The sequence below is a fragment of the Rhizobium cauense genome, assembly GCF_019511525.1.
GTDB lineage: Bacteria > Pseudomonadota > Alphaproteobacteria > Rhizobiales > Rhizobiaceae > Rhizobium > Rhizobium cauense.
In genome coordinates this window covers 122,096-146,757 of sequence record NZ_JAEUAT010000008.1, presented here as the reverse complement: position 1 = coordinate 146,757, position 24,662 = coordinate 122,096, and the positions used below count along the sequence as shown (strand labels likewise).

Annotated in this window: 24 protein-coding genes; 13 read left to right on the top strand and 11 right to left on the bottom strand. The window is 61.1% G+C overall.

Annotated elements, in window-relative coordinates:
- Positions 1–19: 19 nt before the first annotated feature.
- Together JNB88_RS16840 and JNB88_RS16835 are read left to right on the top strand one after the other, a co-directional pair.
- Complete coding sequence (locus JNB88_RS16840) at positions 20–280, top strand: hypothetical protein (protein WP_220356441.1); 261 nt, start codon at positions 20–22, stop codon at positions 278–280.
- A 117-nt stretch (positions 281–397) separates the two neighbouring features.
- Positions 398–583, top strand: a complete 186-nt coding sequence (locus JNB88_RS16835) for a DUF1059 domain-containing protein (RefSeq protein WP_037132701.1) — start codon at positions 398–400, stop codon at positions 581–583.
- A gap of 2 nt (positions 584–585) precedes the next feature.
- Here the strand turns inward: JNB88_RS16835 and JNB88_RS16830 are convergent, their stop codons facing one another.
- Genes JNB88_RS16830 through JNB88_RS16820 form a run of 3 tightly spaced genes read right to left on the bottom strand, consistent with a single transcriptional unit; the run spans position 586 to position 3,106 of the window.
- Positions 586–1,839: a CCA tRNA nucleotidyltransferase gene (locus JNB88_RS16830; protein ID WP_220356440.1), complete on the bottom strand. Its 1,254-nt coding sequence runs from the start codon at positions 1,837–1,839 to the stop codon at positions 586–588.
- Positions 1,836–2,486, bottom strand: a complete 651-nt coding sequence (locus JNB88_RS16825) for a CoA pyrophosphatase (RefSeq protein ID WP_220356439.1) — start codon at positions 2,484–2,486, stop codon at positions 1,836–1,838. The genes JNB88_RS16830 and JNB88_RS16825 overlap by 4 nt, the downstream gene beginning before the upstream one ends.
- A complete protein-coding gene (locus tag JNB88_RS16820; protein ID WP_220356438.1) occupies positions 2,483–3,106 on the bottom strand; it encodes a DUF1285 domain-containing protein in 624 nt (207 codons plus the stop codon). Before JNB88_RS16820 ends, JNB88_RS16825 begins: the two co-directional genes overlap by 4 nt.
- 158 nt (positions 3,107–3,264) lie before the next feature.
- Here JNB88_RS16820 and JNB88_RS16815 point away from each other — a divergent pair, with 158 nt between their 5' ends.
- Genes JNB88_RS16815 through JNB88_RS16795 form a run of 5 tightly spaced genes read left to right on the top strand, consistent with a single transcriptional unit; the run spans position 3,265 to position 10,510 of the window.
- Positions 3,265–4,275, top strand: a complete 1,011-nt coding sequence (locus tag JNB88_RS16815) for an AAA family ATPase (protein ID WP_037132690.1) — start codon at positions 3,265–3,267, stop codon at positions 4,273–4,275.
- A 12-nt stretch (positions 4,276–4,287) separates the two neighbouring features.
- On the top strand, positions 4,288–5,208 hold the full coding sequence (locus JNB88_RS16810) for a DUF58 domain-containing protein (protein WP_220356437.1): 921 nt from the start codon (positions 4,288–4,290) through the stop codon (positions 5,206–5,208).
- Entirely contained in the window at positions 5,205–8,018 is a 2,814-nt protein-coding gene (locus tag JNB88_RS16805; RefSeq protein WP_220356436.1) for a DUF4159 domain-containing protein, read from the top strand. Before JNB88_RS16810 ends, JNB88_RS16805 begins: the two co-directional genes overlap by 4 nt.
- A gap of 1 nt (position 8,019) precedes the next feature.
- Positions 8,020–10,089 carry a hypothetical protein gene (locus JNB88_RS16800; RefSeq protein WP_220356435.1) on the top strand — a complete coding sequence of 690 codons (2,070 nt, stop codon included), beginning with the start codon at positions 8,020–8,022 and terminating at the stop codon, positions 10,087–10,089.
- A 4-nt stretch (positions 10,090–10,093) separates the two neighbouring features.
- The gene (locus JNB88_RS16795) at positions 10,094–10,510 is read left to right on the top strand and encodes a GNAT family N-acetyltransferase (protein WP_220356434.1); all 417 of its coding nucleotides are present in this window, start codon (positions 10,094–10,096) and stop codon (positions 10,508–10,510) included.
- A 47-nt stretch (positions 10,511–10,557) separates the two neighbouring features.
- Here the strand turns inward: JNB88_RS16795 and JNB88_RS16790 are convergent, their stop codons facing one another.
- The 3 genes from JNB88_RS16790 to JNB88_RS16780 all read right to left on the bottom strand — a co-directional run bounded on the left by JNB88_RS16790 (position 10,558) and on the right by JNB88_RS16780 (position 14,569).
- A complete protein-coding gene (locus JNB88_RS16790) occupies positions 10,558–12,549 on the bottom strand; it encodes a PhoX family protein (RefSeq protein ID WP_220356433.1) in 1,992 nt (663 codons plus the stop codon).
- Positions 12,550–12,675: 126 nt separating this feature from the next.
- Entirely contained in the window at positions 12,676–13,986 is a 1,311-nt protein-coding gene (locus JNB88_RS16785; protein ID WP_220356432.1) for an MFS transporter, read from the bottom strand.
- Positions 13,987–14,068: 82 nt separating this feature from the next.
- Positions 14,069–14,569, bottom strand: a complete 501-nt coding sequence (locus JNB88_RS16780; protein WP_037133164.1) for a GNAT family N-acetyltransferase — start codon at positions 14,567–14,569, stop codon at positions 14,069–14,071.
- Between the two features lie 269 nt (positions 14,570–14,838).
- Here JNB88_RS16780 and JNB88_RS16775 point away from each other — a divergent pair, with 269 nt between their 5' ends.
- Positions 14,839–15,825: a glutathione S-transferase family protein gene (locus JNB88_RS16775; RefSeq protein WP_220356431.1), complete on the top strand. Its 987-nt coding sequence runs from the start codon at positions 14,839–14,841 to the stop codon at positions 15,823–15,825.
- A gap of 9 nt (positions 15,826–15,834) precedes the next feature.
- On the opposite strand, the gene JNB88_RS16770 is transcribed toward JNB88_RS16775, so the two are convergent.
- A complete protein-coding gene (locus JNB88_RS16770; protein ID WP_220356574.1) occupies positions 15,835–16,272 on the bottom strand; it encodes an NUDIX domain-containing protein in 438 nt (145 codons plus the stop codon).
- An 83-nt stretch (positions 16,273–16,355) separates the two neighbouring features.
- On the opposite strand from JNB88_RS16770, the gene JNB88_RS16765 reads away from it, so the two are divergent.
- The 4 genes from JNB88_RS16765 to JNB88_RS16750 all read left to right on the top strand — a co-directional run bounded on the left by JNB88_RS16765 (position 16,356) and on the right by JNB88_RS16750 (position 19,516).
- Positions 16,356–17,294, top strand: coding sequence for a metallophosphoesterase family protein (locus JNB88_RS16765; RefSeq protein ID WP_156142496.1), 939 nt, complete (start codon positions 16,356–16,358; stop codon positions 17,292–17,294).
- A 145-nt stretch (positions 17,295–17,439) separates the two neighbouring features.
- Complete coding sequence (locus JNB88_RS16760; protein ID WP_220356430.1) at positions 17,440–18,000, top strand: tetratricopeptide repeat protein; 561 nt, start codon at positions 17,440–17,442, stop codon at positions 17,998–18,000.
- A 168-nt stretch (positions 18,001–18,168) separates the two neighbouring features.
- Complete coding sequence (locus JNB88_RS16755) at positions 18,169–18,675, top strand: RNA polymerase sigma factor (protein ID WP_220356429.1); 507 nt, start codon at positions 18,169–18,171, stop codon at positions 18,673–18,675.
- 1 nt (position 18,676) lies between these two features.
- A complete protein-coding gene (locus JNB88_RS16750; protein ID WP_220356573.1) occupies positions 18,677–19,516 on the top strand; it encodes an anti-sigma factor family protein in 840 nt (279 codons plus the stop codon).
- Positions 19,517–19,897: 381 nt separating this feature from the next.
- Here JNB88_RS16750 and leuA read toward each other — a convergent pair whose 3' ends face one another.
- Entirely contained in the window at positions 19,898–21,613 is a 1,716-nt protein-coding gene (gene leuA / locus JNB88_RS16745; protein WP_220356428.1) for a 2-isopropylmalate synthase, read from the bottom strand.
- Between the two features lie 64 nt (positions 21,614–21,677).
- Here leuA and JNB88_RS16740 point away from each other — a divergent pair, with 64 nt between their 5' ends.
- A complete protein-coding gene (locus JNB88_RS16740; protein ID WP_220356427.1) occupies positions 21,678–21,974 on the top strand; it encodes a hypothetical protein in 297 nt (98 codons plus the stop codon).
- Here the strand turns inward: JNB88_RS16740 and JNB88_RS16735 are convergent.
- The 3 genes from JNB88_RS16735 to JNB88_RS16725 form a co-directional block, all read right to left on the bottom strand.
- Positions 21,945–23,129, bottom strand: coding sequence for a benzoate/H(+) symporter BenE family transporter (locus JNB88_RS16735; RefSeq protein ID WP_220356426.1), 1,185 nt, complete (start codon positions 23,127–23,129; stop codon positions 21,945–21,947). The two genes, JNB88_RS16740 and JNB88_RS16735, sit on opposite strands and share 30 nt — an antisense overlap.
- Positions 23,130–23,232: 103 nt before the next feature.
- Positions 23,233–23,961 (bottom strand): class I SAM-dependent methyltransferase, encoded by a 729-nt coding sequence (locus JNB88_RS16730; protein WP_220356425.1) that lies wholly within the window; start codon positions 23,959–23,961, stop codon positions 23,233–23,235.
- An 87-nt stretch (positions 23,962–24,048) separates the two neighbouring features.
- Positions 24,049–24,636 (bottom strand): ATP-dependent Clp protease proteolytic subunit, encoded by a 588-nt coding sequence (locus JNB88_RS16725; protein ID WP_037133162.1) that lies wholly within the window; start codon positions 24,634–24,636, stop codon positions 24,049–24,051.
- Between the last annotated feature and the right edge of the window lie 26 nt (positions 24,637–24,662).

Genomic DNA, 24,662 nt, shown 5'->3' with positions numbered 1-24,662 from the left:
ACAATCGGAGGAGGTTGTCATGACGATACAAAGCGGCTCTGCAGCACCGTCGGGTGCTCAAGAGCTTCCCCCGCCCATGGATACGCCCGACTTCTTGAATCGGGTTGCCGAAAGGCTCCGGGCAGAAAGCGGCTCCGGGCTCCCACTTTCCTGCTTCATCCAGCAAGTGAAGCTTCAACTGGCAAGCGGCAAGACGCCTGAGGAAATCGACCACGCAGCGAAGGGTCCCGACGCTAAAGCAGTCGTCGATTGCTACAAAGCCTGGGCGATGCCCGAATAACGAGAAAATCACCAAACGGCAGGTCCTTCGCGCCGGCCGGAACCTTCTTGCCGCTTCGAACATTCAGGCATTGCAACACGGCGCAATGTCATTGAAATCCGAAAGAAGGAGGAAAGAATGAGACTCTTCGAATGTGGAACGCTCGTCCCCGGATGCGAATGGCACACCCGAGCAAACGACGATGCTGAAATCGTGCGTCGCGTCGTCGAACACATGCGCAGCGCCCACGGCGAGACCGTGATCCGCGAAAACATGGTCGACAATATCAAGGCCCGCATCCGCAACGAAGCCACAGCCGCTTGAACTTATTTTGTGAGATCGGTGAGCCGGGCGAGCAGTGCCGCCCGGTCGGAAGTGAAATTTTCTTCGATCCAGAGATTTTCGAGGGCCGACAGCGTTTCACCGACCTGCTTTCCGGCCGCTATCCCGGTGTCCATGACGTCGGTGCCATTGATCGGAAACTGCGGTTTCTTCCAGTTCTCAGCGAGGTCCAGTAGCTTACCGAGCCTTGCTGAACGAGCCATTTCCTGCATATCGCCTTCCGCCTTGCCCCGCGCTGTTGCGAGTGCGAGTTTCAAGCGAGTCTTGATGCCGTCGGAGCCATGCCGATAGAGCAGTCGCGCAAAGGCTGCGGAAGACAATTCGTCATCGACAACGGGAGCCTTGGCCCATGCTTTCAAATGGGCCGCCTCAGCATTGGCCAGTTTGAGGCGCGCTGCCATTTTTTCCAGCCGATCTGCATCGGGAGGAATGATCGCGGCGAGGCGCAGAAGCGGGTCCGACTTCCAGTCAAGCGCCCTCTCCGTGTCAATCAGCGCCGGAATTGAGTCGATGCCCCACTTCTCCGTTTCCGGCAAGATTTCCGTCAGGACGCCAACCTGCCGCATCCACAAGAGCGCGCGCCCCGGATCCTTGGAACCGAGCAGTTTGCGCAGTTCCGACCAGACCCTTTCGGCGGAAAGCGTCTTCAGCTTGGTGCGCGCAGAGGCACAGGCCCTCAACCCATCAGCGTCCGGGCGGCCAGAACCATAATAGGCGAAGAACCGGAAAAACCGCAGGATGCGCAGATAGTCCTCGGAAACGCGCGTCGAGGCGTCGCCGATGAAGCGGATGTTGCGCTTCTCGATATCGGCAAGGCCGCCCACGAGATCGACAACATCGCCCGCCGCATTGGCATAGAGCGCGTTGATCGTAAGGTCGCGGCGCTCGGCGTCCGCCTGCCAGTCGGTGCTGAAGGCAACCTTGGCGTGACGGCCATCGGTCTGGACATCAGTGCGCAACGTCGTGACCTCGAAGGGCTTGCCGTCGAGCACCAACGTCACCGTTCCGTGCGCGATCCCCGTCGGCACGGCCTTGATGCCGGCGGCCTTCGCGCGCTCGACCACGGCGTCCGGCGTCAGCGTCGTTGCCATGTCGATATCGCTGACCGGGATGCCCATGAGGCTATTGCGCACAGCCCCCCCGACAACCCGGCCCTCGCCACCATCCGCATTCAGCAGCGAAAAGACGCGGGCGAGCCGCTCATCCTGAAACCAGGCTTCTTGAGCCACACTGGTCATGCATACATTCTTTCGTAGATCGTGCGGATGATGCCGGCAGTGATGCCCCAGATCATCCATTGCTCATAAGGCATGCGGTAGAACTGGCGCTCAACGCCGTTCCACATGCGGCTGTCGAGGGCATGATTGCCAGGGTCCATCAGGAAGGACAAAGGTACCTCGAAGACGCTATCAACCTCATCAGGATTGGGCGTCAGGGTGAAGCCCGGCCTGACGACAGCAAGAATCGGCGTGATACGGAAGCCGGTGGCCGCCAGATAGTCAGGCAGACGGCTGACCGGTTCGATGAACATGTCGGCAAGGCCGATCTCCTCGCCCGCCTCGCGGATCGCAGCCATCTCCAGCGAATCGTCTGTCGGATCCATCGACCCGCCGGGAAAGGCGATCTGGCCGGAATGCTTGCGCAGCGTCTCTGTACGCTTCGTCAGGATCACCCGTGCATCGTCGCCATGATCGACGACGGGCACGAGAACGGCCGCATCGCGCAACTTGATGTTCTCGACATAAGGCAGGAGGTCTTGATTGATCAGGTGGTCGCCATGATCGCGCCAGGCAAGATCGATCGGGCCACCCTTCTGATTGAGCGCCCGGTAGCGGAATTCATCCGCGGAATAGAGCGGATAGTGAGAGGCAATTGGTTCGGTCATCGGGAAAGTGCATCCAGTTCATCGGCCGGCATGACGGGAAACGTCACGCCGCCGGAGCGAAGGCAGAACATTGTCCTGCCGTTGATCTCGAGGCGTTCGCCGCGTTCTACCAGCTCGTACATCATCGGGCGCGAGACCAGCGCCTCAAGGCGCCCGCGCACATGAAGATAAGGCTTCAACTCGCTGTTTTCGCCGTGAATTACAAAGCGCAGCGGATGTTCCAGCCCTGCTTCGACAACATCGCCTACGTTGGTACGGAAGGTCAGCAGCGGCTCGCCCTCCTGGTCAACGGCGTTCATTTCAACCGCCACGAAGGGCGCGTCGACGACGCGGATGCCAACCTTTTCCACAGGAGTTACGAGATAAGTCTTCCCATCCTCATCCCTGCGGAGCACCGTCGAGAACAGTCTGACGAGCGGCGCCCGGCCAATCGGCGTTCCCATATAGAACCATGTGCCATCAGCCCGGATTTCCATGTCGATATCGCCACAGAACGGCGGATTCCATTTCTCGACGGGCGGAAGTCCACGAGCGCTCCCGCCCGCGTCGCCGGCGGCGCGCGCAATCAGTGCGGCAAGACCGGCCGCGTCCGTTGTCGCCTGGATCTCTGTGGCTGCCATTCTTCCGTCTCGGTTTGTCTTTAACTCCAGAAGGTCACGAGATAGTCATTTGAAACGAACTTGTCAGCCCGCAACATCTCCATAACTCTATCGGGTTAGAGGCTTGCGTGTAAGTCTGCCGATTCGCGACGAATGATATCAGCCGCTGGAGATGCCTGATGGGTATGATGAAGACTGAAGCCCCGCTTGATGAAAAGGCGATCGTCGCCGCTGCCGAGAAGGCTCTCGCAGATATCGCCGTTGTCCGGGGCGAAGTCTCGAAGGTGATTTTCGGCCAGGAAAGCGTCGTGGAAAATACGCTGCTGGCTGTTCTCTCCGGTGGTCATGCCTTGCTCGTCGGGGTTCCGGGTCTCGCCAAGACCAAGCTCGTCACGACGCTCGGCGAAGTGCTTGGGCTTGCCTCCAACCGCATTCAGTTCACGCCCGACCTCATGCCCTCGGATATCCTGGGCTCGGAAGTAATGGACCAGGATGAAAGCGGTCGCCGCTCTTTCCGCTTCGTCAAGGGCCCGGTCTTCGCCCAGCTTCTGATGGCCGACGAAATCAACCGCGCGTCGCCGCGCACACAGTCGGCTCTGCTGCAATCCATGCAGGAGTACCACATCACGGTCGCAGGCCACCGCTACGACCTGCCGGCTCCGTTCCATGTCCTTGCCACCCAGAACCCGCTGGAGCAGGAAGGCACCTATCCGCTTCCCGAGGCGCAGTTGGACCGCTTCCTTCTCCAGGTCGATGTCCACTATCCAGAGCTTGCCGCTGAACGACAGATCCTGCTCGAGACCACCGGACTTAGCGAAACCAAACCACAGGCGGTCTTGAATGCCGAGCGGCTGGTCGAGATCCAGACGCTCATCCGCCAGATGCCGGTGAGCGACAAGGTCGTCGACGCCATCCTCGCGCTTGTGCGATCCGCCCGCCCAGGCCAGGGCAATGCTTCCACCGACAAGAATGTCGCCTGGGGTCCCGGCCCTCGCGCCGGCCAGGCGATGATGCTCTGCGCCCGCGCCCGCGCTCTCTACGAAGGCCGCCTCGCGCCATCCATCGACGACGTCCACGCTCTTGCCGAACCTGTGCTGCAGCATCGTATGGCGCTAGCATTCGCCGCACGTGCGGAAGGAATGACGGTTCGTGACGTCATCGCCGGGCTGGTCAAGCAGAGCAAGGGATAAGGAAGCAGCCGCGTGGCACCCATCGGACAGATCGTCAATCCGACTCCGGGCAACGATGCCCTCGCCCGCGCAAGGCAGCGGGCAAGCCTGGTGCCGGATTGTCTGGTCGAAGCCAAGCGGATCGCCAACACCGTGATCGCCGGCTGGCATGGCCGCCGCAAACGCGGCATCGGCGAAAACTTCTGGCAATTCCGCCCCTATACCGAGGGTGAAAGCCTGTCGCGCATCGACTGGCGCCGGTCTGCCCGCGACGACCATACCTATATAAGGGACCGCGAGTGGGAGGCAGCTCACACGATCTGGCTCTGGGCCGACATGTCACCTTCGATGATGTATAAGTCCACCTTCGGAAATGCGTCGAAGGAAGGCCGGGCTCTCGTCATCCTGTTGGCACTCGCCGAGATTCTTGCCCGCTCCGGCGAACGCATCGGATGTCCGGGCGTGATGGAACCGATCGCCGCGCGCAATGCAGCGGAACGGCTTGCAACGGCGCTGATGCACGCGCCGCTGAGCGGTGGCCTTCCCGACACCGGAATGATCCGCGGCTGGAGCGAACTGGTGTTGATCGGCGACTTTCTCGACGATGCCCGCTCGGTCATGGCTCGCATAGCCCCCCTGGCGCGACGCGGCCTGCGTGGCCACGTGATCGAGGTCGCGGATCCGGCCGAAGAACTGTTCCCCTATAGCGGCCGCACCGAATTTACCGATCCCGAGACCGGCTCCAAGCTGACGTCCGGCCGCGCCGAACACGTGCAGGAAGCGTACACCCGCGCCTACCTCGATCGCAGGAAAGATCTCAGCCAGGCACTCCGGCACATGGGTTGGACCTTTGTCAGCCACCGGACTGACCATCTGGCCTCCGAAGCGCTGATTGCAGTCCACATGTATCTTTCGGGCATGCCGGCGAAGGCAACGAATGGAGGGCAGTCATGAGCGCCCTTCCATTTGCTTTTGCATATCCGGCAATCCTCGGCGCGCTTCTGGCGTTGCCGATCATCTGGTGGCTGCTGCGACTGACCCCACCGCGCCCGAAAACAGAAGTTTTCCCGCCGCTGAAGATTCTCGCCACGGTTCTGAAGCGCGAGGAAACACCGGCCCAAAGCCCTTGGTGGTTGACGTTGCTGCGCATGCTGCTTGCCGCAGCCGTCATCCTGGCGATCGCCGATCCGGTCTTCAATCCGCGTACGAATTCAATCGCTTCTGGCGGTCCGCTCGTGCTTTTTGTCGACAACGGCTGGGCTACGTCGCCGGATTGGGATCTCCGCGTCAAGACCGCGGATGCGCTGATCGACGATGCGGAAGCCGCCGGAACGCCTGTTGCCATTGCCTTTACCGCCGATCCGACCAACGACGCGATACCAGGAACGGCGTCCGCAGCCCGCGACAAGCTGCGCGCAGCCGAGCCGAAGCCGCTTGTGCCCGACCGCCAGCGCGCCTTTGAAGCGCTGCGCGCCGCCTTGAACGGGGTCCGTCCGGGCACCCTCGCCTTCCTCACCGATGGTGCCGCCACAAGCGACAGCGACGCAACGATCCGCCAACTCTCCGATCTCTCGCCTGCCCAATTGCGGTTGGTTTCCGGCGACGCGGTCGAGACGGTCGCCATCACGTCAGCCAACAACGCAGCCGACGCGATGACGGTAACGGCCACCCGCCTCGACAGCGCCAGCGCCGCCTCCCTGCCTGTCACGGCGCAAGATACCCAGGGCCGCGCAATAGCGGCCGGCGCTATCGACTTCCAGCCTGGTCAGAGCGTTGCGACCGGATCGATCACCGCCCCGTTTGAAATGCGCAATGATTTCGCACGCCTCAGCATCGACAACCATGCCACCGCGGGCGCCGTGCATTTGCTCGACGACGGGTTCAAGCGTCGCCGCGTCGTCCTGCTGTCAGGTGAAGTCGGCGATACGTTCCAGCCGCTGCTATCGCCGCTCTATTATATCCAGCGCGCCCTGCAGCCCTACGCCGACCTGATCGAACCGAACACGCCCGACCTTGCGACCTCGATCCCGGATCTCCTGACCCAGAATCCGTCAGTCATCATCATGGCCGACATCGGGCGCCTTCCCCAGGAAACCTACGAGCCGCTGCAGCGCTGGATTGCAAACGGTGGCACGCTGGTCCGTTTCGCCGGACCGCGCCTTGCCGCCGCCCCCGCAGAGGATCCGCTGGTTCCGGTCACATTGCGCCAGGGCGAACGCGCGCTTGGTGGCGCGCTGTCATGGGCCGAGCCGCAGCCGCTGGCTGAGTTTCCCACCTTCGGCCCGTTCGCCGGAATGCCGAAGCCAACCGATGTAACGGTCAAGCGTCAGGTTCTGGCCGAACCGACACCCGATCTGGCAGAGCGTACCTGGGCAAGCCTTGCCGACGGCACGCCGCTGGTGACCACCAAGCCGATGAACGCCGGCCGGATCGTCCTCTTCCACGTGAGCGCCGAGGCCACGTGGTCCGATCTTCCGATATCAGGCAATTTCGTCGAGATGCTGCGCCGCCTCGTCCAGTTGTCGCGCTCGGGCGGCGTGGACGCGCAAGCCAACGGCGCTTCGACCGCCGAAGCATTGCCGCCCTTCCGCCTATTGACCGCCAAGGGGGCGCTGACGACCGAGACCGGCACCGCACGCCCTTTGATTCCGAATGCGAAGATTACACCGCTTGCCAACTTCGATAACCCGCCCGGCCTCTACGGATCCGAGGAAGGATTTACTGCCCTGAACGTGCTGCCGAAGAACGCCGAACTGAAGCCGCTCGATGCATCGGGCCTTACCGTCGTCCGCGAGGGACTGATCGGCGGCGAGACATGGTCGGCCAAGCCTGCGCTATTCCTGATCGCATTCCTGCTCCTGCTCGCGGACAGCCTGATCGTGATGTTCATGAGCGGCGCTTTCTCGCGGCTCCGTCCCGCGGCGCGCACGGCAGCGCTTGTGGCCGTTGCGGTCAGCGCGACTTTCCTGGCGCAACCGGGACAATCGCATGCGGATGATGGCAAGCCCGGCGACGAACAGATCTTCCAGCGGCTCGACAATACGCATCTCGCCTACGTCGTCACGGGTGAACAGGACGTCGACCGGATTTCCGAGCGTGGCCTCGAGGGCCTGACGGAATTCCTGACCTTCCGCACCACGCTGGAGCCTTCGCCGCCGGTTGGCCTTGATCTCAAGAAGGATGAACTCGCCTTCTATCCGATCATCTATTGGCCGATCTCGGCGACGGCGCCCATGCCTTCGACAGCAGCGATCAACAAGATCGACGCCTATATGCGCGCTGGCGGAACGGTGCTGTTCGACACACGCGACCAGTTCAGCGCACTCGACAACAACGGCGGCTCGGTCAGCGCCAACGGTGAGCGGCTGCAACAGATCCTTGCCAACCTCGACATTCCGCCGCTGGAACCCGTTCCATCGGACCACGTGCTGACCAAATCATTCTACCTGCTGTCGAGCTTCCCCGGTCGCTATACCGGCAGCCCGCTCTGGATCGAGGCGCGCCAGGAAAGCCGGCCCGAGAACGCAAAGTCGGCGTCGACGGCTGATGGTGTCTCGCCCATCCTCATCACCGGCAACGACTTTGCCGGCGCCTGGGCCGTGGATGACAACGGCGTCCCCATGTTACCGACGGTTCCGCCCGATGAAATGCAGCGCGAATATGCCTACCGCAGCGGCGTCAATATCATGATGTACATGCTGACCGGCAACTACAAGACCGATCAGGTCCATGTCCCAGCTCTCCTGGAACGGTTGGGGCAGTGACATGACGATTGATTTTTCGCCTTTCATCCCTTGGCCGCTCCTGGCGGGGCTGGCGCTCATCGTGCTCCTGACCGCTGCCTTCGCCATCTGGCGGCGCGTGCGGGGTGCCTGGATCCGCTCGGTTGCGGCACTTGCCTTGCTTGCTGCACTCGCCAACCCGCTCTTGCTGCAGGAAGATCGCGAACAACTGTCGACCGTCGTGCCCGTGATCGTGGATCGCAGCCAGAGCCAGCAGACGCCTGAACGCATCAAGTTGACCGACGACGCCTTGGCGCAGCTGAAGGATCGACTTGCCCGGTTCCCCAATGTCGAACCGCGCTATGTCGACGCGACGGAGCCCGAAGATTCCGACGCGCCCTCCACCCGCCTGTTCAATGCACTCTCCGCCGCCGTCGCGGATGTGCCGCCCGCCCGCATCGGCGGCGCGATCATGTTGACCGACGGCCAGGTTCATGATGTTCCCGGCGTCAATCAGGCGCTTGGCTTCGACGCGCCGATCCATGGCCTGATCACCGGCAAGGCCAACGAATTCGATCGCCGCATCGAAGTCGTCAAGGCGCCGCGTTTCGGTATCGTCAACGAGGAGCAGCAGCTGATGTTGCGCGTCTTTGACGATGGTCCGAGCCCCGGCGGCACGGCAAACGTCACTGTAAAGCTCAACGGCAATGAGATTGCGACGCTGCAGGCCACGCCAGGCCGCGATACACCATTTTCGTTCAAGGTCGAGCGTGGCGGCAGCAACGTTCTCGAATTTTCGGTAGCCGGTCTTCCCGGCGAAGTGACTGAGGCAAACAATCGCGCGGTCCACTTGATCGATGGCATTCGTGAGAACCTTCGAGTCCTGCTCGTTTCTGGCGAACCACACGCCGGGGAGCGTGCCTGGCGCAACCTCCTGAAGTCGGACGCGTCGGTTGATCTTGTCCATTTCACGATCTTGCGCCCACCCGAAAAGCAGGATGGCACGCCGATCAACGAACTGTCGCTGATCGCCTTTCCGACCCGCGAGCTGTTCGTCGACAAGATCAAGGACTTCGACCTGATCATCTTCGACCGCTACCAGCATCGCGGCGTGCTGCCGATCCTCTATTATGACTACATCGCCCAATACGTCGAAAACGGCGGTGCACTGCTGATCGCCGCCGGCCCCGAGCATGCCGGTCAGGACTCGATTGCGTTGACACCCCTGTCATCCGTATTGCCCGCCGCCCCGACCGGTCAGATGATCGACAAGGCTTTCTATCCCCGGCTGTCAGAGGAAGGCCGCAAGCACCCTGTCACGCGCGGCCTCGACGGGTCCGCCGATGAACCGCCGCATTGGGGCCGCTGGTTCCGCAGCGTCGACGTCGATCCGCCACAGGGCCAGACAGTGATGGTCGGCGCCGACAATCATCCGCTGCTCGTTCTCAATCGTGCCGGACAGGGGCGCGTCGCGATGCTGCTCTCTGACCAGGGCTGGCTGTGGGCTCGCGGCTTCGAGGGGGGCGGCCCGCATGTGTCGCTCTACCGACGCGTCGCCCATTGGCTGATGAAGGAGCCGGCACTCGAGGAAGAGGCGCTGACGGCGCGCGCGGCTGGTCGGACACTGGAAATCACCCGTCAGACCATCGGCGCTGATCCCGGCACCGCGACAGTTCGCTACCCCTCGGGCAAGACGGAAACCCTGCCCCTGACGCAAGCCGAGCCCGGTCTCTTCAAGGCCGAAAAGAAGATGGATGAGATCGGCCTCTTCGAGATCCGCAACGGTGACATGATGACGCTCGTGCATGTCGGCGCAGTCGATGCTCCCGAGTTCAAGGCAATGATCTCGACAACCGACGCATTGAAACCGATCTCCGAGAAGACAAGAGGCATTGTCACCCGCGTTTCCGATAGCAGTGGCGCCATCAGCATTCCGCCGATCCTGCCGGTTCGCGGCCAGATCCGCGTTTCCGACGACGATCGAATGCAGATCCACCTCACCAATGAGACGGTGCTGAAAGGGATAAACACGCTGCCGCTGTTTGCCGGCTTCGCCGGTGTCGGCATCCTGCTGCTTGCCTTTGGCGCGATGTGGTGGCGAGAGGGACGTTAGTGGCATGGCCGAATTCGAGGTAACCGGCTCACCCTCTGCCGATGACCTCGCGATGATCGGCGACGCGCTCTCGGCTTTCAATCTCCATGACGTCGGCCCTTCCCAGCGACAGCCCCTGGCTGTTCTCATCAGGGATACCGACGGAAACGTCACCGGCGGCCTCCACGGTTATACGGCCTGGGGCTGGCTCTTTACCCAGTTGTTGTATGTTCCCGATCGTGAGCGCGGCAAGGGCATCGCGGGCAAGATCCTCGCTTTGGCTGAGGAAGAGGCCGCGGCACGCGGTTGCCACGGCGCTTGGATCGACACGTTCAATCCGCAGGCACTCAGAGCCTATCAGCGGCAGGGCTACGAGATATTCGGCGAGTTGCCGGAGTTTCCCAAAGGCCGCACACGCACATTCCTCCGCAAGCCTCTTTAATTCGATACTTCGCCGCCCGAGGACGGCGAAGCAGAGTTCGCTCACCGTCAGACGGCGATCTTGCCGCCGCCGATCCTGGTGATCGCGACAACAGCCGGACGAACCGGCATGTCGTCCTTGAAATCCGGCCAACGGGTGGAAAGATCCTCGTAGTACGACGGACGGCCATGGCCGGACCAGTCGTCGCCACCGTCGCCGGGGTGCTGCACGGCAACGAAAGCCGTCTGGTCATCAGGCAGGAAGAGCGGGCCACAGAGCTCCGCACCGACAGGTACACGATAGAAAAGCTTGGACGTCGCGCGCGCCTCGCCTTCCGTATCGACGGCCCAGAGGCCGTCGGTGCGGCCCGTCGCCTTGTTGCTGTTGCCGTCGGTCGCCACCCAGAGGCGACCGGCAGCATCGATGGAACAGTTATCGGGCATGCCAAACCAGCCATTCTTCGTCGTCTCGGTCGAGAAGGACGCACCGACATCGGCTACGGCAGGATCGCCACACTTCAACAGCACCTCCCACTTACCCGAAGTCGCTCCGAAGGCACCGCCATCCTCGGTGATCTCGATGATGTGGCCGAAGGCGTTATCGGCACGCGGATTGGCCGCGTCCACCTGATCGGCCTTGCGCTTCGTGTTGTTGGTCAGCATCACATAGACCTTGCCATTGACGGCATTGGGCTCAATGTCCTCTGGGCGGTCCATCTTCGTCGCGCCGAGCAGGTCGGCCGCACGGCGCGTCTCGATCAAGACATCCGCCTGGCTCACAAAGCCGTTCTCAGCCGTCAGTGGGCCTTGGCCGTGGACAACTGGCAACCACTGCAGTGTGCCATCCTCGGCAAACTTGGCGACATAGAGCGTCCCCTCGTCGAGCAGGCTCATATTCGCAGTGCGATCGTTGGCATTGTAGGTGCCCGCCGTCACGAACTTGTAGACATAGTCGAAGCGTTCATCGTCGCCGAGGTAGAAAACGACGCGACCATCCTTGTCGACGATCGAGGCAGCACCTTCGTGCTTCGTGCGGCCAAGTGCACTCCGCTTCTTCGGGATTGAAGTCGGATCGAAGACATCGACCTCGACGATCCAGCCGAAGCGGTTGGGTTCGTTCGGCTCCTTGGCGATATCGAAGCGATCGTAGAAGTTCGCCCACTCATAGGCTCCTTCCGGCACGCCGTAGCGCTTGTAGTTTGCCGCCTCCTTGTGATCGGCAGGCAGTTCGCCGGAGAAATAGCCATGGAAGTTCTCCTCGGCCATGATGTAGGTGCCCCAGGGAGTGACACCGCCCGCGCAGTTGTTGAACGTGCCGATGACCTTCGTGCCGGTCGCGTCCGCAGATGTCTTGACGCGCTCATTGCCTGCCACGGGGCCGGTCAGTTCCATCTCGGTCGTCGAGGTTACCCGACGATTGTACTTACCATCCGGTACGACCTGCCACTTGCCGTCTACCTTGCGGATCTCGATGATCGTGCCGCCATGGGCAGCCATCTCGATATCGACCTGCTCCTTTGAAAGCGGCGCCTGCTTGATCTTTCCTTCAGCGATCGTAACGAGGCCCGGGAACATCAGGTGCGGGTTTGTGTACTCGTGATTGACGACGAGGAGGCCGTGCTCTGACGAACCGTCGATCGGGATATAACCGACATAGTCGTTGTTGTAGCCGAATTGCCTCCTCTGAGCCTCGGCCGACTGCTGCGTCGGATCGAATACCGGCGAATCCGCGAAGAGCGCGTCACCCCAGCGCAGCAGGATATCGGCGTTGTATCCTTCAGCGACATGGTGATTGGCATCGACGCCAGCCTCGACTTCAGTGAAGGAGAAGGCCGAACCGCTTGCGGCACGAGCGTTTTCCGCGCTCAACAGTGCGATCGGGCTCACAGTCGCGGCAATGGCTGAGACAGCAAGCGACCCCTGCAGGAAACCGCGACGCGAGAAACGCCGCCCGATGATTTCCCCCATCGTTGGATTGTTGCTGCGGTTATGTCCTTCGCCGTCCGCATCCTCGAGCTGGCTGGTCGGAAAGATTTCCTTTTGCGAAAAATGTTCGGTCATCGAACTGCTCCCATCAATATTGACGTCAAAAGTCCGCTTTAGAGCGCTTCTAAAGTCTAGGGATCACGCATGACAGTGCTGTGATAACCAACGCTTGAAATGGGGGTCAGGGATGATGATCCCCGTTCAGCCGAGCGCCACTTGGCGTGTCTCGGCATCGATCGCCATTGCGGCAACGGCCGCGATCACAAGGAGACCAGCGAAGAGGCCGATCGCCAAGCCAAGCCCACCCGACACAACGAACGCCATCAGCGATGGCGCAAGCAAGCCGCCGAGCCGCGCCATCGCGCCCGCGGAACCCATACCGGTGGCCCGGGAGGCGGTGGGATAGAGCTCAGGAGTGTAGGCGTAAAGCGCGCCCCACGTACCGAGGAGCGCAAAGCTCATGACCAGCAGCGAGGCACCGACCAGCATATCACTTGGTGAAACAACGAAGAGCAGGCACCCGAGCGCAGATAACAAGCAAAAGCCGATCAACGTCGGCCTGCGACCCCAGGCCTCGACGCCATAGGCGGCGAGCGCATAACCCGGCAGCTGGGCAAGGGCCACGAACACCAGGAAACCGTATCCGCGCACGAAGCCGAACCCATCTCCCGCCAGTTTCGCCGGCATCCATGTGAAGACGCCGTAGTAGGAAATGGAGACGAGGAACCAGATCGTCAGAATAAGCAGACTGCGGCGACGAAGCGGCTCGGAGAATATCCCCTCCGACACCTGCGGAGCCGCGACGATTTCGTCGCTGGGCAACAGCGCCGTCTTGCCATGCAGCGCCAGCATCTTGTTGACGATCGCTTTGGCCTCGCCCGCCCGGCCGCTCCGCAGCAGGTAGAGCGGAGATTCAGGAACGAAGAAGCGCAGCGTCAACCCCAGCAGCGCCGGCAATGCGGTCACTGCGAAAATGTACCGCCAAGGGTCTGCCACTCCCGCAACACTGGCAGCCCAGGCAGCCAGTGCGACGATCAACGTTCCGATCGCCCAGAAGCCTTCCAGAGCCACCAGCCAGCGGCCGCGGCTCTTGGCCGGCAGGAACTCCGCCATCATCGCGTAGTCAACCGGCAGCGTACCGCCAACCGCAACACCCGTCAGGAAGCGCAAGACAAGGAGGCTGGTAAAGTCCGGTGCGAAAATTGAAAGCGTGCCGAAGAGCGCATCGCAGGCAACGGTTACGATCAGCACTTGCCGGCGCCCTACCTTGTCCGCAAGCCGGCCGAAGGCCACCGCGCCGATAAGCATCCCGAGAAAGAACAGCGTGCCGGTCTGCAGGGCTTGCGGAATGGTCAGTCCGAAGGTGGCGGCGATCGACGCCGCCGTGAAACCGACGGCAAGCACCTGCATTGCATCCGCCGTCCACACGAGGCCGAAGATGCCGATCAGGCGGCGCTGGAATGCTCCGGTCCCGGCGCGATCCAGCGCCTCATCCATGGAAATGCCGCTCATGCTCAAGCCCCTCAAGCCCCTCAAGCCCCTGAAAGATCACGCGAAGCGCATCTCGGACATAAGGCTCAATACCGTATGCGACCTACTTCCGCCAGCCGATAGTTCCCTTGAGGCGGGCATGCGCGCCCTCGGCGAGCGGCACCACGAGGACGCGCGCCGGATCGACGGGCCCCGGAAAGGTCAGCGCGTTGTGGGCAACTCTCTCGAAACCAAGCGGGCAGTAGTAGGGCGGATCGCCTATCAGGATGACCGCCTCCGAGCCCTTGCGGCGCGCCGCATCGATGGCAATCCGAACGAGTTCGCGACCGATGCCGCGGCCCTTGTGTGAAGGCCGAACGGCAAGCGGGCCCAGCAGGTGCCCCTTCACCGATCCCGCCTGGACGGGCGTCATGCGCACGGATGCGATCGTCTCGCCGTCGTCGGCGCAGATGAAGGAAAGCGAAAGGTCGTGCGTCCCCTGCTCGCGAATGCGAGCAGCAGCGCGCGTATGCCGGCCGGGGCCGAATGCTTCTTCGTTGATGTGTTCAATTGCAGCGTCGTGCGACGCATCCTCAGTGAGGTAGACCAGATCGTGCTTGTGCATGATGAGACGGAAACCGGATAGACAGAATTGATGAATCTCGAGCACGCCATTGGGCGTTCGGGCGCATCAGCGTCGTCGCAGGTTTCTCGGTGCAGACATCAATCGGGTTCCAAAAAGAGTGAAATGGCCGATAGCAGGAAAAATTTCGGCCGTCCAATGGAAATTATCGCAAGTCGCCTCTGCGTTACGCAGTGTTCAATCATTGCCGCCTGCAAAGGAGCGAAAGCTGCGATATCTTCCGGCTCAGAAAAGAACTCAAGGAGCACGACATGGGCATGCTGGTTGACGGCGTTTGGCATGACGTCTGGTACGATACGAAAGAAACCAAGGGACACTTCAAGCGCGCCGCATCACAGTTTCGCAACTGGATCACGGTCGACGGCGCTGCGGGGCCTTCCGGTGTCGGTGGTTTCAAGGCCGAGACCGATCGCTATCATCTCTACGTGTCGCTAGCCTGCCCCTGGGCGCATCGCACGCTAATTTTCCGCAAGCTCAAGAAGCTAGAGGACATCATTTCCGTTTCCGTCGTCGATCCCCTCATGCTGTCAAAAGGCTGGGAATTCAATGTCGGCGACGGCGCCACCGGCGACCACCTTTTCGGCGCCAAGACGCTGGCGGATATCTACGTGAAGGCCGATCCGCACTATTCCGGCCGCGTAACGGTTCCAGTCCTGTGGGACAAGAAGACCAACACGATCGTCAACAACGAGTCTTCTGAAATCATCCGGATGTTCAACAGCGCCTTTGATCATCTGACCGGCTCGACGGCTGATTTCTATCCACAGGAACTGCGCAACGGTATCGATGAGCTCAATGCCGTCGTCTACGACACTGTCAACAACGGCGTCTACAAAGCAGGCTTCGCCACGACACAGGAGGCCTACGGCGAAAATGTCCTCAAGCTGTTCGAGACGCTTGATATGCTGGACGAGCGGCTCAGCAAGGGCCGTTACCTCTTCGGCGATCGGTTGACCGAAGCCGATTGGCGACTGTTCACGACGCTGGTGCGTTTTGATGCCGTCTACGTCGGCCACTTCAAGTGCAACATCCGCCGCATAGACGACTACGCCAATCTGTCGGCCTATCTGCGCGATCTCTACCAGACGCCAGGCGTCAAGGAGACCGTGAACTTCCGCCATATCAAAGACCACTACTATCGCAGCCACACGACCATCAATCCGACAGGAATCGTGCCCGTGGGACCGGCGCTCGATCTCGACGGCCCACACGGTCGCGCCCGGCTGGCCGCAGCCTAGGTCTGTTTGCTACCAGACGTGGGCGGGCTCTTGCTCGCCCGCGAGTTCCGCGATTCGGCGGCGGGTCGCATCCGTTGTGCCGGGCGGCAGATCATCGATCGCAAAGAAACCGCACTCGACGATTTCCCGATCGGGTGGGCGCGGCGCCGTCTGCTCCACCAGCGTCTTGTAGAAAAGCACGTGGTCGCGCCGGCTGGCCGCGGTGTTGAAATAGACGTGGAAGAGTTCCGGGCGCCCCACAATTCGCAGGTTGCCCTCCTCCCGCAGTTCCTTGACCAGGGCCTCCTCGGCAGTCTCGTTGCGCTCGAGCCCTCCGCCGGGCATGTGCCAGCCGGCCACGTAGCTGTGTCGCACGAGGAAGATGCGGCCGGACGAATCGAAGCAGGCGGCACGAACACCCATCGTCATTCCGCGCGCCACGGCGAAGTAGACATGCACGATGCGCATCAACAGACGCGATTGCCAAGGCCGGATGGTTCCGTTCACGCTTCTTCCAATTCCATCAATCCGTTCAAGCAGATGTGTTTGAATTGCAAACTTCCTGGGCTATGTGTCGTCGCATGTTCAAGCTCGCGCACATTTCCGACATCCATCTCGGCCCGCTCCCTCGCCTTTCGGTCCGCGAACTGCTTTCCAAACGCATTACCGGTTTTGTGAACTGGCATCGCAATAGACGCAAGCACCTTTTCGGCAGCACGGTGGATCTACTGCTCGATGACATACGGGCCAAGCAGGCAGATCACTTGGCGGTCACCGGCGACCTGGTGAACCTCGCAAGCGGCCTGGAGATTCGCGCCGCCGCCGCGTGGCTGAGCGAACTCGGCGACCCCGCCGATAATTCCGTCGTACCGGGAAATCATGACGCGTATGTGCCGGGCGCCTACGAAAAATCGGTGCGCGCCTGGTACGACAACGTACGCGGTGATCTTGCCCCACCCGAGTGGCAACCAGATCGTCACACCTTTCCCTATCTCCGCGTTCGCGACAAGGTCGCGATCGTTGGTTGCTCGACAGCGGTTGCAACGCCCCCTTTCGCAGCCAGCGGCTTCTTTGGTGAGCGCCAGGCACGAGACACCGTGAACATGCTGCGTGCGGCCGGAGAAGCCGGGTTGTTCCGCGTCGTCATGATCCATCATCCGCCGATCCGCGGCGCGACGTCCTTTTACAAGCGCATGATCGGCATCCGACGTTTCGCTGCAGTGATCTCGACAGGCGGCGCCGAACTTGTGCTTCACGGCCATACCCACTTGAACACGCTTCACTGGCTGCGCGGCCAGACGGGACCGGTTCCCGTTGTCGGCGTGGCCTCCGCGTCTCAAGGTCCGGGTGGGCTGAAGCCGTGCGCTGCCTACAATCTCTTCACGATCGGTGGCTCGCCTGGCGCATGGGAGCTAACCGGAGAGCGCTTCAGCATCAACGCCACAGGCGATGCCGTGAACAGCGAAAGCGTCGATATTTTCAGGGTTTAGCGCCAGCGGCGGAATCACTTTGTCATCAGCTCGATCGAGCGTCTCACGATGACAATTTCTTGATGTCGAAATGAACAGGCGGCCTTGGCAATTCTTGAGCGCCACGTACACTCGCTATCTCTGCTCTAATTTACGGAGTCCTCGCATGTTCTTGGCACCCCTTAGCTTTCGCGGCCTCGCACTGGCCGGTTCACTTGCCATTGCCGTCTCCTCCTCCGCGTTTGCTATCGGTGATGAGAGCGACGAAACCAAGCCGCCGCCAAAGACTGAAACGACAACCAAATGCGCCGACGGCAAAGTCTGGGACACAAAGCGCAAGGAATGCATCGTACCGAAGAAAGAGTCATTCAACGATGACGAACTCTACAGGGCTGCTCGGGAGTTTGCCTATGCCGGCCAATACGACAACGCGCTGACGGTCCTTCATCTCGCCAGAAACCAGAACGACCCGCGCATCCTGAACTACCTCGGCTATGCCAACCGCAAGGCCGGTCGAATGGAACTGGGAATGTCGTATTATCGCAAGGCACTGCAGTCCGACGAGAACTATATTCTCGCGCGGTCATATATGGGCCAAGCTTTGGTGGAACAGGGTGATGTTCAAGGAGCACGCGTCCAGCTCGTCGAAATCCGGGATCGGGGCGGCGAGCAGACCTGGGCCTACCGCTCGCTGCTGCAGGCGCTGAATGGATACCGCACCTATTGAGGCGTATCGCGACAGTGCCAGCGAAGAAAAGCTTTGAAAACCGTGAGATAGGCTGCCTGATGCTTGCGAAACATGAGGGACTTGTTTCATAAAGGACACAGAGGCGATATAAATCGATTTTCCTGCTGGGCGTTCTCCCCGAACGCGCATGCATTACTTGGAAAGACTATGCGTCAACCCGTGACGACCATCGACATCCGACGCGACCTGGTAGGCCTTTTGCCCCGGCTACGGCGTTTTGCGATGACCCTTGCGGGCGATACGACAAGCACGGACGAACTCGTCCAGGCTGTCTGTCGGCGCGCCATAGAAAAGAGCAACCAGTGGAATGGCGAGGGTCGCCTGGAAAGCTGGGTCTATACCCTCGCCCGCCAGCAGTGGACCGACGACAATCGCCGGCGCAAGCCACACGTTGCCCCGGCAGCCAACATCAGCGATATCCGCGAGGCGAGCCGGGACCGTTCCACCCTCGTTGACCCCGATGTCATCCATCGCATGATTGCGGAGATGCCCGAAGGCATTTCCAGCGCGTTTCTATTGGTTGTTCTCGAGGGCCACAGCTACCAACAGACGGCCGATATCATGGGGGTTGCCATCAATATCGTCGTGTCACAACTCGCGGCGGCGAGACTGCATTTCGCCAGCGTCGCAGACAACTATGCTTACAGGTACTGAATTGCTCGATTTCAAAAGACTGCCGCTCGATGCTCAACTGACCGCGTTGCTGGACGGCGAAGTCACGCCCGAACAGAAGCAGCAACTGGAGCAGCGCCTGGCAACGGATGAAGGCGCAAAGCGGCTTTATGACAAGCTCCGGCACGGCACTGACTTCGGAAAGCACCGTTTCGACGACGTTCTCAAGGAACCCGTCCCACTTGCACTTGTCCGGTCGATAAAGAGTGCGCAGCCGCCGAAGGCCCCTGTTGCCCCACGTCTTTCGCGAGCCTCGCTGAAGCTTGCCCCTACTGGCCGGCAGGCGCTGGCAGGGGCAATAATCCTCTTCGTTGCCGGATGCGGCATCGGCTACTTCGCCGCCGGTAGCACCAATACGGTCTCGGCACCGCCGACGACAGTCGAGATCGCCGCAGACTCCAGCGAATGGCTTGCTGATGTCATCGCTAACCAGCGTCTGATCGCCCGGCAGCCACGCCATATCTTCGAAGTGCCCTCGTCACAGGCCGAGGAAATTTCTACCTGGCTGACGTCGACCGTGGGCGTGGCCTTCCGCGTACCCGATCTGTCTGACCAGGGCTGGACCTTCCAGGGCGCACGCGTCTTCATCGGCGATGGCCGGCCGGTCGGTCAGCTCGTTTACACGAGTTCCGATGGCGACCTTGCTTCCATCTGCTTTCGCAAAGACAACTTGCCTCCTGTGGCAGATGACTTCAAGGAAACGATCAAGGACGAGATCGGCGTGGTCTCCTGGCACAATGCAGGCACATCCTACGTGCTGGTCGGCCCATCGTCGGAAGCCTCGCTTGACCAACTCGCCATGCAGGTTGCGACATCGATCTGATGTCGCCCAGCCAAGCTGCAATGAAGAGGCTGCCGTAATGACGCCGGCCAGAATTTCAACGACGGTCTAGAGCCTTTCAGGGTTAAATTGAAGCGTTCTGTTGGCTCAAACGGGGTCGAATGGTCGACCGGCCGGCGCGCGTCGTAGCCACGTCCTACGGCCAAGCCGGCCGGTCGATCAGACGGCCCGTTTCAGCCAACCCGAAGGGCCGGGCATCTTTCCGTCAGGATCAAAAGGCGATCGGCTCGGACGTACCAAGGGGTATGCCCTTCGCCAATCGCCTTTGCCCTGACGAAAACCTGCTCCGGCAGAACGCTTCAATTTAACCCTGAAAGGCTCTAGGAAAATGTGCAGCGGAACACTCCGCTGCACAGGGTCGCGTCAGGCCTTTCCAGCCCTTACCTCGAGCACGCGGTTCGCCGCCGAGACGATCGCTTCCAGCGAGGCACCGACGATGTTGGTGCTGATACCAGCGCCGAAGAGCTTACCATCAGGATAAGAGGTCTCGACGTAGGAGATGGCGGCAGCGTTCGAACCGTGCTGCAGCGAATGCTCCGAATAGTCCTCGACCGACATTTCGATGCCGAGATAGTGCGAGAGAGCGTTGATAAAGCCGTCGACCGGACCATTTCCCCTGCCCTCGATACGCTTCGTCTCACCGTTGTCGGTGATCTCGGCTGCAACGATTCGCTGCCCCCTGCGATCCGGATCGGCATAGGTGTGGTGGTCGACGAACTTGATGCGCCCCTGCGGCTGCGTCACATAGCGCTCGATGAAGCGGTCGTAGATCTTTCGCGACGGCAATTCCTTGCCCTCTTCGTCGGTGATCCGCTGGATGTCCTCGCGGAATTCGACCTGCAGGTTGCGCGGCAGGTTCAGCCCGTAATCCTGCTGCAGGATATAGGCGATACCGCCCTTGCCCGACTGCGAGTTGATGCGGATGATCGCTTCGTAGGTACGGCCGACATCCTGCGGATCAATCGGCAGGTAAGGCACTTCCCAGACCGGGTGGTTGGCGACCTTGATCGCCTTCATGCCCTTGTTGATCGCGTCCTGATGCGAGCCGGAGAATGCCGTGTAGACCAGTTCACCGACATAAGGATGGCGCTCGCCGATCGGCATCTGGTTCGAATATTCGAACACTTCCTTCATCCGCACGATGTTTGAGCAGTCGATCTCGGGATCGACGCCCTGCGTGAACATGTTCAGCGCCATGGTGACGACATCGACGTTGCCGGTGCGCTCGCCATTGCCGAACAGCGTGCCTTCAACGCGGTCGGCGCCCGCCAGCAGTGCCAGTTCGGCGGCAGCGATGCCGGTGCCGCGGTCATTGTGCGGATGCAGCGAAATGATCAGGTTCTCGCGATTGTCGAGATTGCGGCACATCCACTCGATCTGGTCGGCATAGACGTTCGGCGTCGCCATCTCGACGGTCGACGGCAGGTTGATGATGAGCTTGTTGTCTGGCGTCGGCTTCATCACTTCGATGACAGCGTTGCAGATATCCAGCGCCACTTCCAGCTCGGTGCCCGTGAAGCTCTCCGGCGAATATTCGAAGCGATAGCCGCCGCCGGCCTTTGCCGCCATGTCGGAAATCATCTTCGCCGCGTCGACGGCGATCTGCTTGATGCCCTGGACATCCTTGGCGAACACCACGCGGCGCTGCAGCTCGCTGGTCGAGTTGTAGAAGTGAACGATCGGACGGTTTGCGCCTTCCAGCGCCTCGAACGTGCGGGTGATCAGTTCCGGACGGCACTGCACCAGCACCTGCAGCGAGACGTCGTCAGGCACATTCCCCTGCTCGACGCACCAGCGCGCGAAATCGAAGTCGGTCTGCGACGCGGACGGGAAACCGATCTCGATTTCCTTGAAGCCCATGTCGAGCAGCAGCTGGAACATGCGGGCCTTGCGGTCGTGACCCATCGGGTCGACCAGCGCCTGATTGCCATCGCGCAGATCGACCGAACACCAGATCGGCGCCTTGGTCAGCGTCTTCGACGGCCATGTGCGGTCAGGGATGTTCACCTGCGGATAGGCGCGATACTTGATCGCCGCCTCGGGCATGCCTTTGGTTTGGGAGCGGGTGTTCGTGTCCATGTCTTCTCTTCCTCTTCCCGTCATCTGGCCAGCCGCGTCATAGCGTATCGGGTCTGGCTTGGCGATGACGAATCCGGTGCTGATGCATCCGGTTGATCAGTTTTCGGGATTGGTCACGAGGAGCGATGGCCTGGGCGGGCTTTCGGCCGCCGGGCGCTCCTCAACGGACCCGGCAACCGCGCGTAAGGCCGAGGAGAAGAAGCGAGGTAAGGGCGCGCGTATTGTCGCGCAGGGCGATGCGCCCGCGAACAATCTGCTCAGAAATCATGATGCCCGTGTTCTTCATGGCAGCGTGTATAGCCGGGGTACAAAAAACTGGCAATCCCTCCGTCTATTTTTTCGCCGCCTGCACAAACCGTGACAGCGCCAACATCAATCCACCCGCAAGCAATCCCCAGAATGCCCCGGAGATACCCGCGAAGGAAACGCCCGACGCCGTCAGCAGGAAGGTGATGGCCGCAGCCTCCCGCGACTCGGGAGCCTGGAAAGCCGCCATTGCCGAACCCGAGAAGGCGCCGACCAACGCGAGACCCGCCACCGCCTGGATCAGGATCGGCGGCGCCAGCGCGACGAAAGTCGTCACTGCTCCCGCCAGCAGCCCGAGGATGACATAGGAGATGCCTGATACGAGAACCGCCCAATAGCGCCGCGCCGGATCCGGATGCGCGTCCTGGCCGGCGCACATCGCCGCCGTGATGGCAGCCAGATTCACCGCATGCCCCCCGAACGGCGCCGACAGGATCGAGAACAGGCCGGTCACCGAAAAGAGCGGCCCCGGCTTCGGCTCGTAGCCGTTGACCTTCAGGACCGCGATTCCGGGAATATTCTGCGACGCCATGGTGACGATGAAAAGCGGCAGCGCGATCGAGACGAACGCCGGTAGATTGAAGACAGGCATCACGAACTCGACCGGCGGCCGCAGCGCCTGCTCGAGCGAACCAAGCGCTCCATCGGGAACGTCCACGCCGAAGGCGACCACCAGGACGAAAGCCGCGAGCGCTGCCGGCACCGCCCAGAGCCGCTTGAACGCGCCAACGACAATCCACGCCACGACGATCGGCAAGCCAAGCAGCGGATTGAAGCCGATCGCTCTCACCGGCGCAAAGCACAAGCCGATCAGCACGCCGGCGAGCATTGCATTGGCCAGGGGCGCGGGAATCGCAGCCACCGCACGACCGAGCGGCTTGAACAGCCCGGCAATGACGATAAGCAGCGCGCAGATGAGAAACGCGCCGACCGCCGCATTGAACCCGCCTTCCACCACACCGGTACTTGCAAGCAGCGCCCCGCCCGGCGTCGACCATGCGATGCTAATGGGCAGCCGCGTTACGGAGCTGAGCACAATCGCGCACAGGCCCAGCGCGATCGACAGAGCCATCAGGCCCGATGCCGCCTGCGCATCCGTCGCGCCGACACTCTGCAGGCCGTGCAGCACAACCGCAAAGGAGCTGGCAAATCCCACGAATGTGGTGAGAATGCCCATGAAGAGGGCTTGAATGGAAAAGTCTTTGAGCATCGCGGGACTCGAGCGGTAGAACGTTCGCATGGAAGCCGTATCAGGTGGACTTGCGCAAGTGCAGATTGGCACCATTCGGTACCTATCAGCCTGCCCCATCCACCTAGGCGTGCCTGACGACGAAAATCATTTCCTCTGACATCAGCTCGTCGAACGGTCCACGGCTCCAATCGCCATAGACAGCCTCGGTCCGCAGCCCGGAAACGTGGAGATATCGCTCGATCTCCCTGTGAGACAGAAACAGAAGTTTGCTCGATGAAACCAAAGTCTCGCCGGGGAAATGATAGCTGGTTTCGAAATGAATCCGCCCTTTGCCGTACGAGACCACGTCCCGCGTCTCACGGACGACAAGCTCATCGTGAACGACCTCGGCCGCACCGCCGTCCCACCGTGTCTTCCAGTCGATTTCAGGGTTGCGGGATTCGAAGACGATGCGACCTCCATCCGCCAGGTGGTCGCGCATGGCGGCTAAAGCCGCGAGGACGGCGGTCTCATCAAGCAACACCTGAAAGGCATGACCTGTCATGATGATCAAATCGAAGCGCTTATCGGATCGGAAATCCTGGGAATAGCACTCGACCCATTCGATCCTGTCGCCATGTGGCTTTTGACTGGCGATATCGAGCATCGACGACGAAGGATCCGCGCCGGTCACATCGTGCCCGCGTGCTGCATAGGCATCGCAGATCAGTCCGGTTCCACAGCCAAGATCGAGGATCGACTTCGGTTCCCCGTCTGCCAGCGAGAGATAGAAATCGCGGTCTGCAGACCAACCGCAGAGGAGATCATAAAGAACTGCCAGACGCGGATGGTCGTAGTGCAAGTCAGGCACGATGAAACTCCGCGGCCAGGTTGCCGAAAATGAAAAAGCGCCCTCGCCCGCCTTCCGGCAAGCAAGGGCGCTTCTCATAGCACAAAATCAGATTTCGGACTGCGACGTTACGATGCGCGAAACGAGGCCATAGGCCTTGGCTTCTTCCGCAGAAAGCCAGTAGTCGCGATCGGTATCGGCAGCGATCTTCTCGTAAGGCTGGCCGGTTGCCGCCGACATGATCTTGTTCAGGCGCTCGTTCATCTTGATGATCTCGCGAGCCTGGATCTCGATGTCGGACGCCATGCCGCGCGTGCCACCGGACGGTTGGTGGAGCAGGAAGCGAGTGTTCGGCAGGCAAATGCGCTGTTCCTTCGGCGCTGCGACATAAATCAGCGCGCCGGCCGAGGCGACCCAGCCGGTTCCGATCATCCAGACCTTCGGCTTGATGAACTTGATCATGTCGTGGATCGAATCGCCGGATTCGACATGGCCGCCGGGCGAATTGACGTAGATGCGAATATCGTCGTCATTGGCCGCTGCGAGCGCCACAAGCTGCGTGCAGACCTTCTGCGCGAGTTCCTGCGTAATCGGCCCGTAGATGAAGATCGAACGCGACTTGAAAAGGTTCGCCTCCGTTTCCTTGCCGAGCGGCAGTTCCTTCGTCTTGTCGTCCTGTTCTTCTTCTTCGTACATTCGAACCTCTCTTACGTCGAATTCGG

Coding starts and splice junctions, on each gene's coding strand:
- JNB88_RS16755 (WP_220356429.1), top strand. CDS start 18,169: ATGCGTCAACCCGTGACGACCATCGACATCCGACGCGACCTGGTAGGC.
- leuA (WP_220356428.1), bottom strand. CDS start 21,613: ATGGACACGAACACCCGCTCCCAAACCAAAGGCATGCCCGAGGCGGCG.
- JNB88_RS16825 (WP_220356439.1), bottom strand. CDS start 2,486: ATGACCGAACCAATTGCCTCTCACTATCCGCTCTATTCCGCGGATGAA.
- JNB88_RS16835 (WP_037132701.1), top strand. CDS start 398: ATGAGACTCTTCGAATGTGGAACGCTCGTCCCCGGATGCGAATGGCAC.
- JNB88_RS16735 (WP_220356426.1), bottom strand. CDS start 23,129: ATGCTCAAAGACTTTTCCATTCAAGCCCTCTTCATGGGCATTCTCACC.
- JNB88_RS16795 (WP_220356434.1), top strand. CDS start 10,094: ATGGCCGAATTCGAGGTAACCGGCTCACCCTCTGCCGATGACCTCGCG.
- JNB88_RS16820 (WP_220356438.1), bottom strand. CDS start 3,106: ATGGCAGCCACAGAGATCCAGGCGACAACGGACGCGGCCGGTCTTGCC.
- JNB88_RS16840 (WP_220356441.1), top strand. CDS start 20: ATGACGATACAAAGCGGCTCTGCAGCACCGTCGGGTGCTCAAGAGCTT.
- JNB88_RS16780 (WP_037133164.1), bottom strand. CDS start 14,569: ATGCACAAGCACGATCTGGTCTACCTCACTGAGGATGCGTCGCACGAC.
- JNB88_RS16830 (WP_220356440.1), bottom strand. CDS start 1,839: ATGACCAGTGTGGCTCAAGAAGCCTGGTTTCAGGATGAGCGGCTCGCC.
- JNB88_RS16760 (WP_220356430.1), top strand. CDS start 17,440: ATGTTCTTGGCACCCCTTAGCTTTCGCGGCCTCGCACTGGCCGGTTCA.
- JNB88_RS16740 (WP_220356427.1), top strand. CDS start 21,678: ATGACGAATCCGGTGCTGATGCATCCGGTTGATCAGTTTTCGGGATTG.
- JNB88_RS16800 (WP_220356435.1), top strand. CDS start 8,020: ATGACGATTGATTTTTCGCCTTTCATCCCTTGGCCGCTCCTGGCGGGG.
- JNB88_RS16775 (WP_220356431.1), top strand. CDS start 14,839: ATGGGCATGCTGGTTGACGGCGTTTGGCATGACGTCTGGTACGATACG.
- JNB88_RS16725 (WP_037133162.1), bottom strand. CDS start 24,636: ATGTACGAAGAAGAAGAACAGGACGACAAGACGAAGGAACTGCCGCTC.
- JNB88_RS16805 (WP_220356436.1), top strand. CDS start 5,205: ATGAGCGCCCTTCCATTTGCTTTTGCATATCCGGCAATCCTCGGCGCG.
- JNB88_RS16790 (WP_220356433.1), bottom strand. CDS start 12,549: ATGACCGAACATTTTTCGCAAAAGGAAATCTTTCCGACCAGCCAGCTC.
- JNB88_RS16815 (WP_037132690.1), top strand. CDS start 3,265: ATGGGTATGATGAAGACTGAAGCCCCGCTTGATGAAAAGGCGATCGTC.
- JNB88_RS16785 (WP_220356432.1), bottom strand. CDS start 13,986: ATGAGCGGCATTTCCATGGATGAGGCGCTGGATCGCGCCGGGACCGGA.
- JNB88_RS16770 (WP_220356574.1), bottom strand. CDS start 16,272: ATGCGCATCGTGCATGTCTACTTCGCCGTGGCGCGCGGAATGACGATG.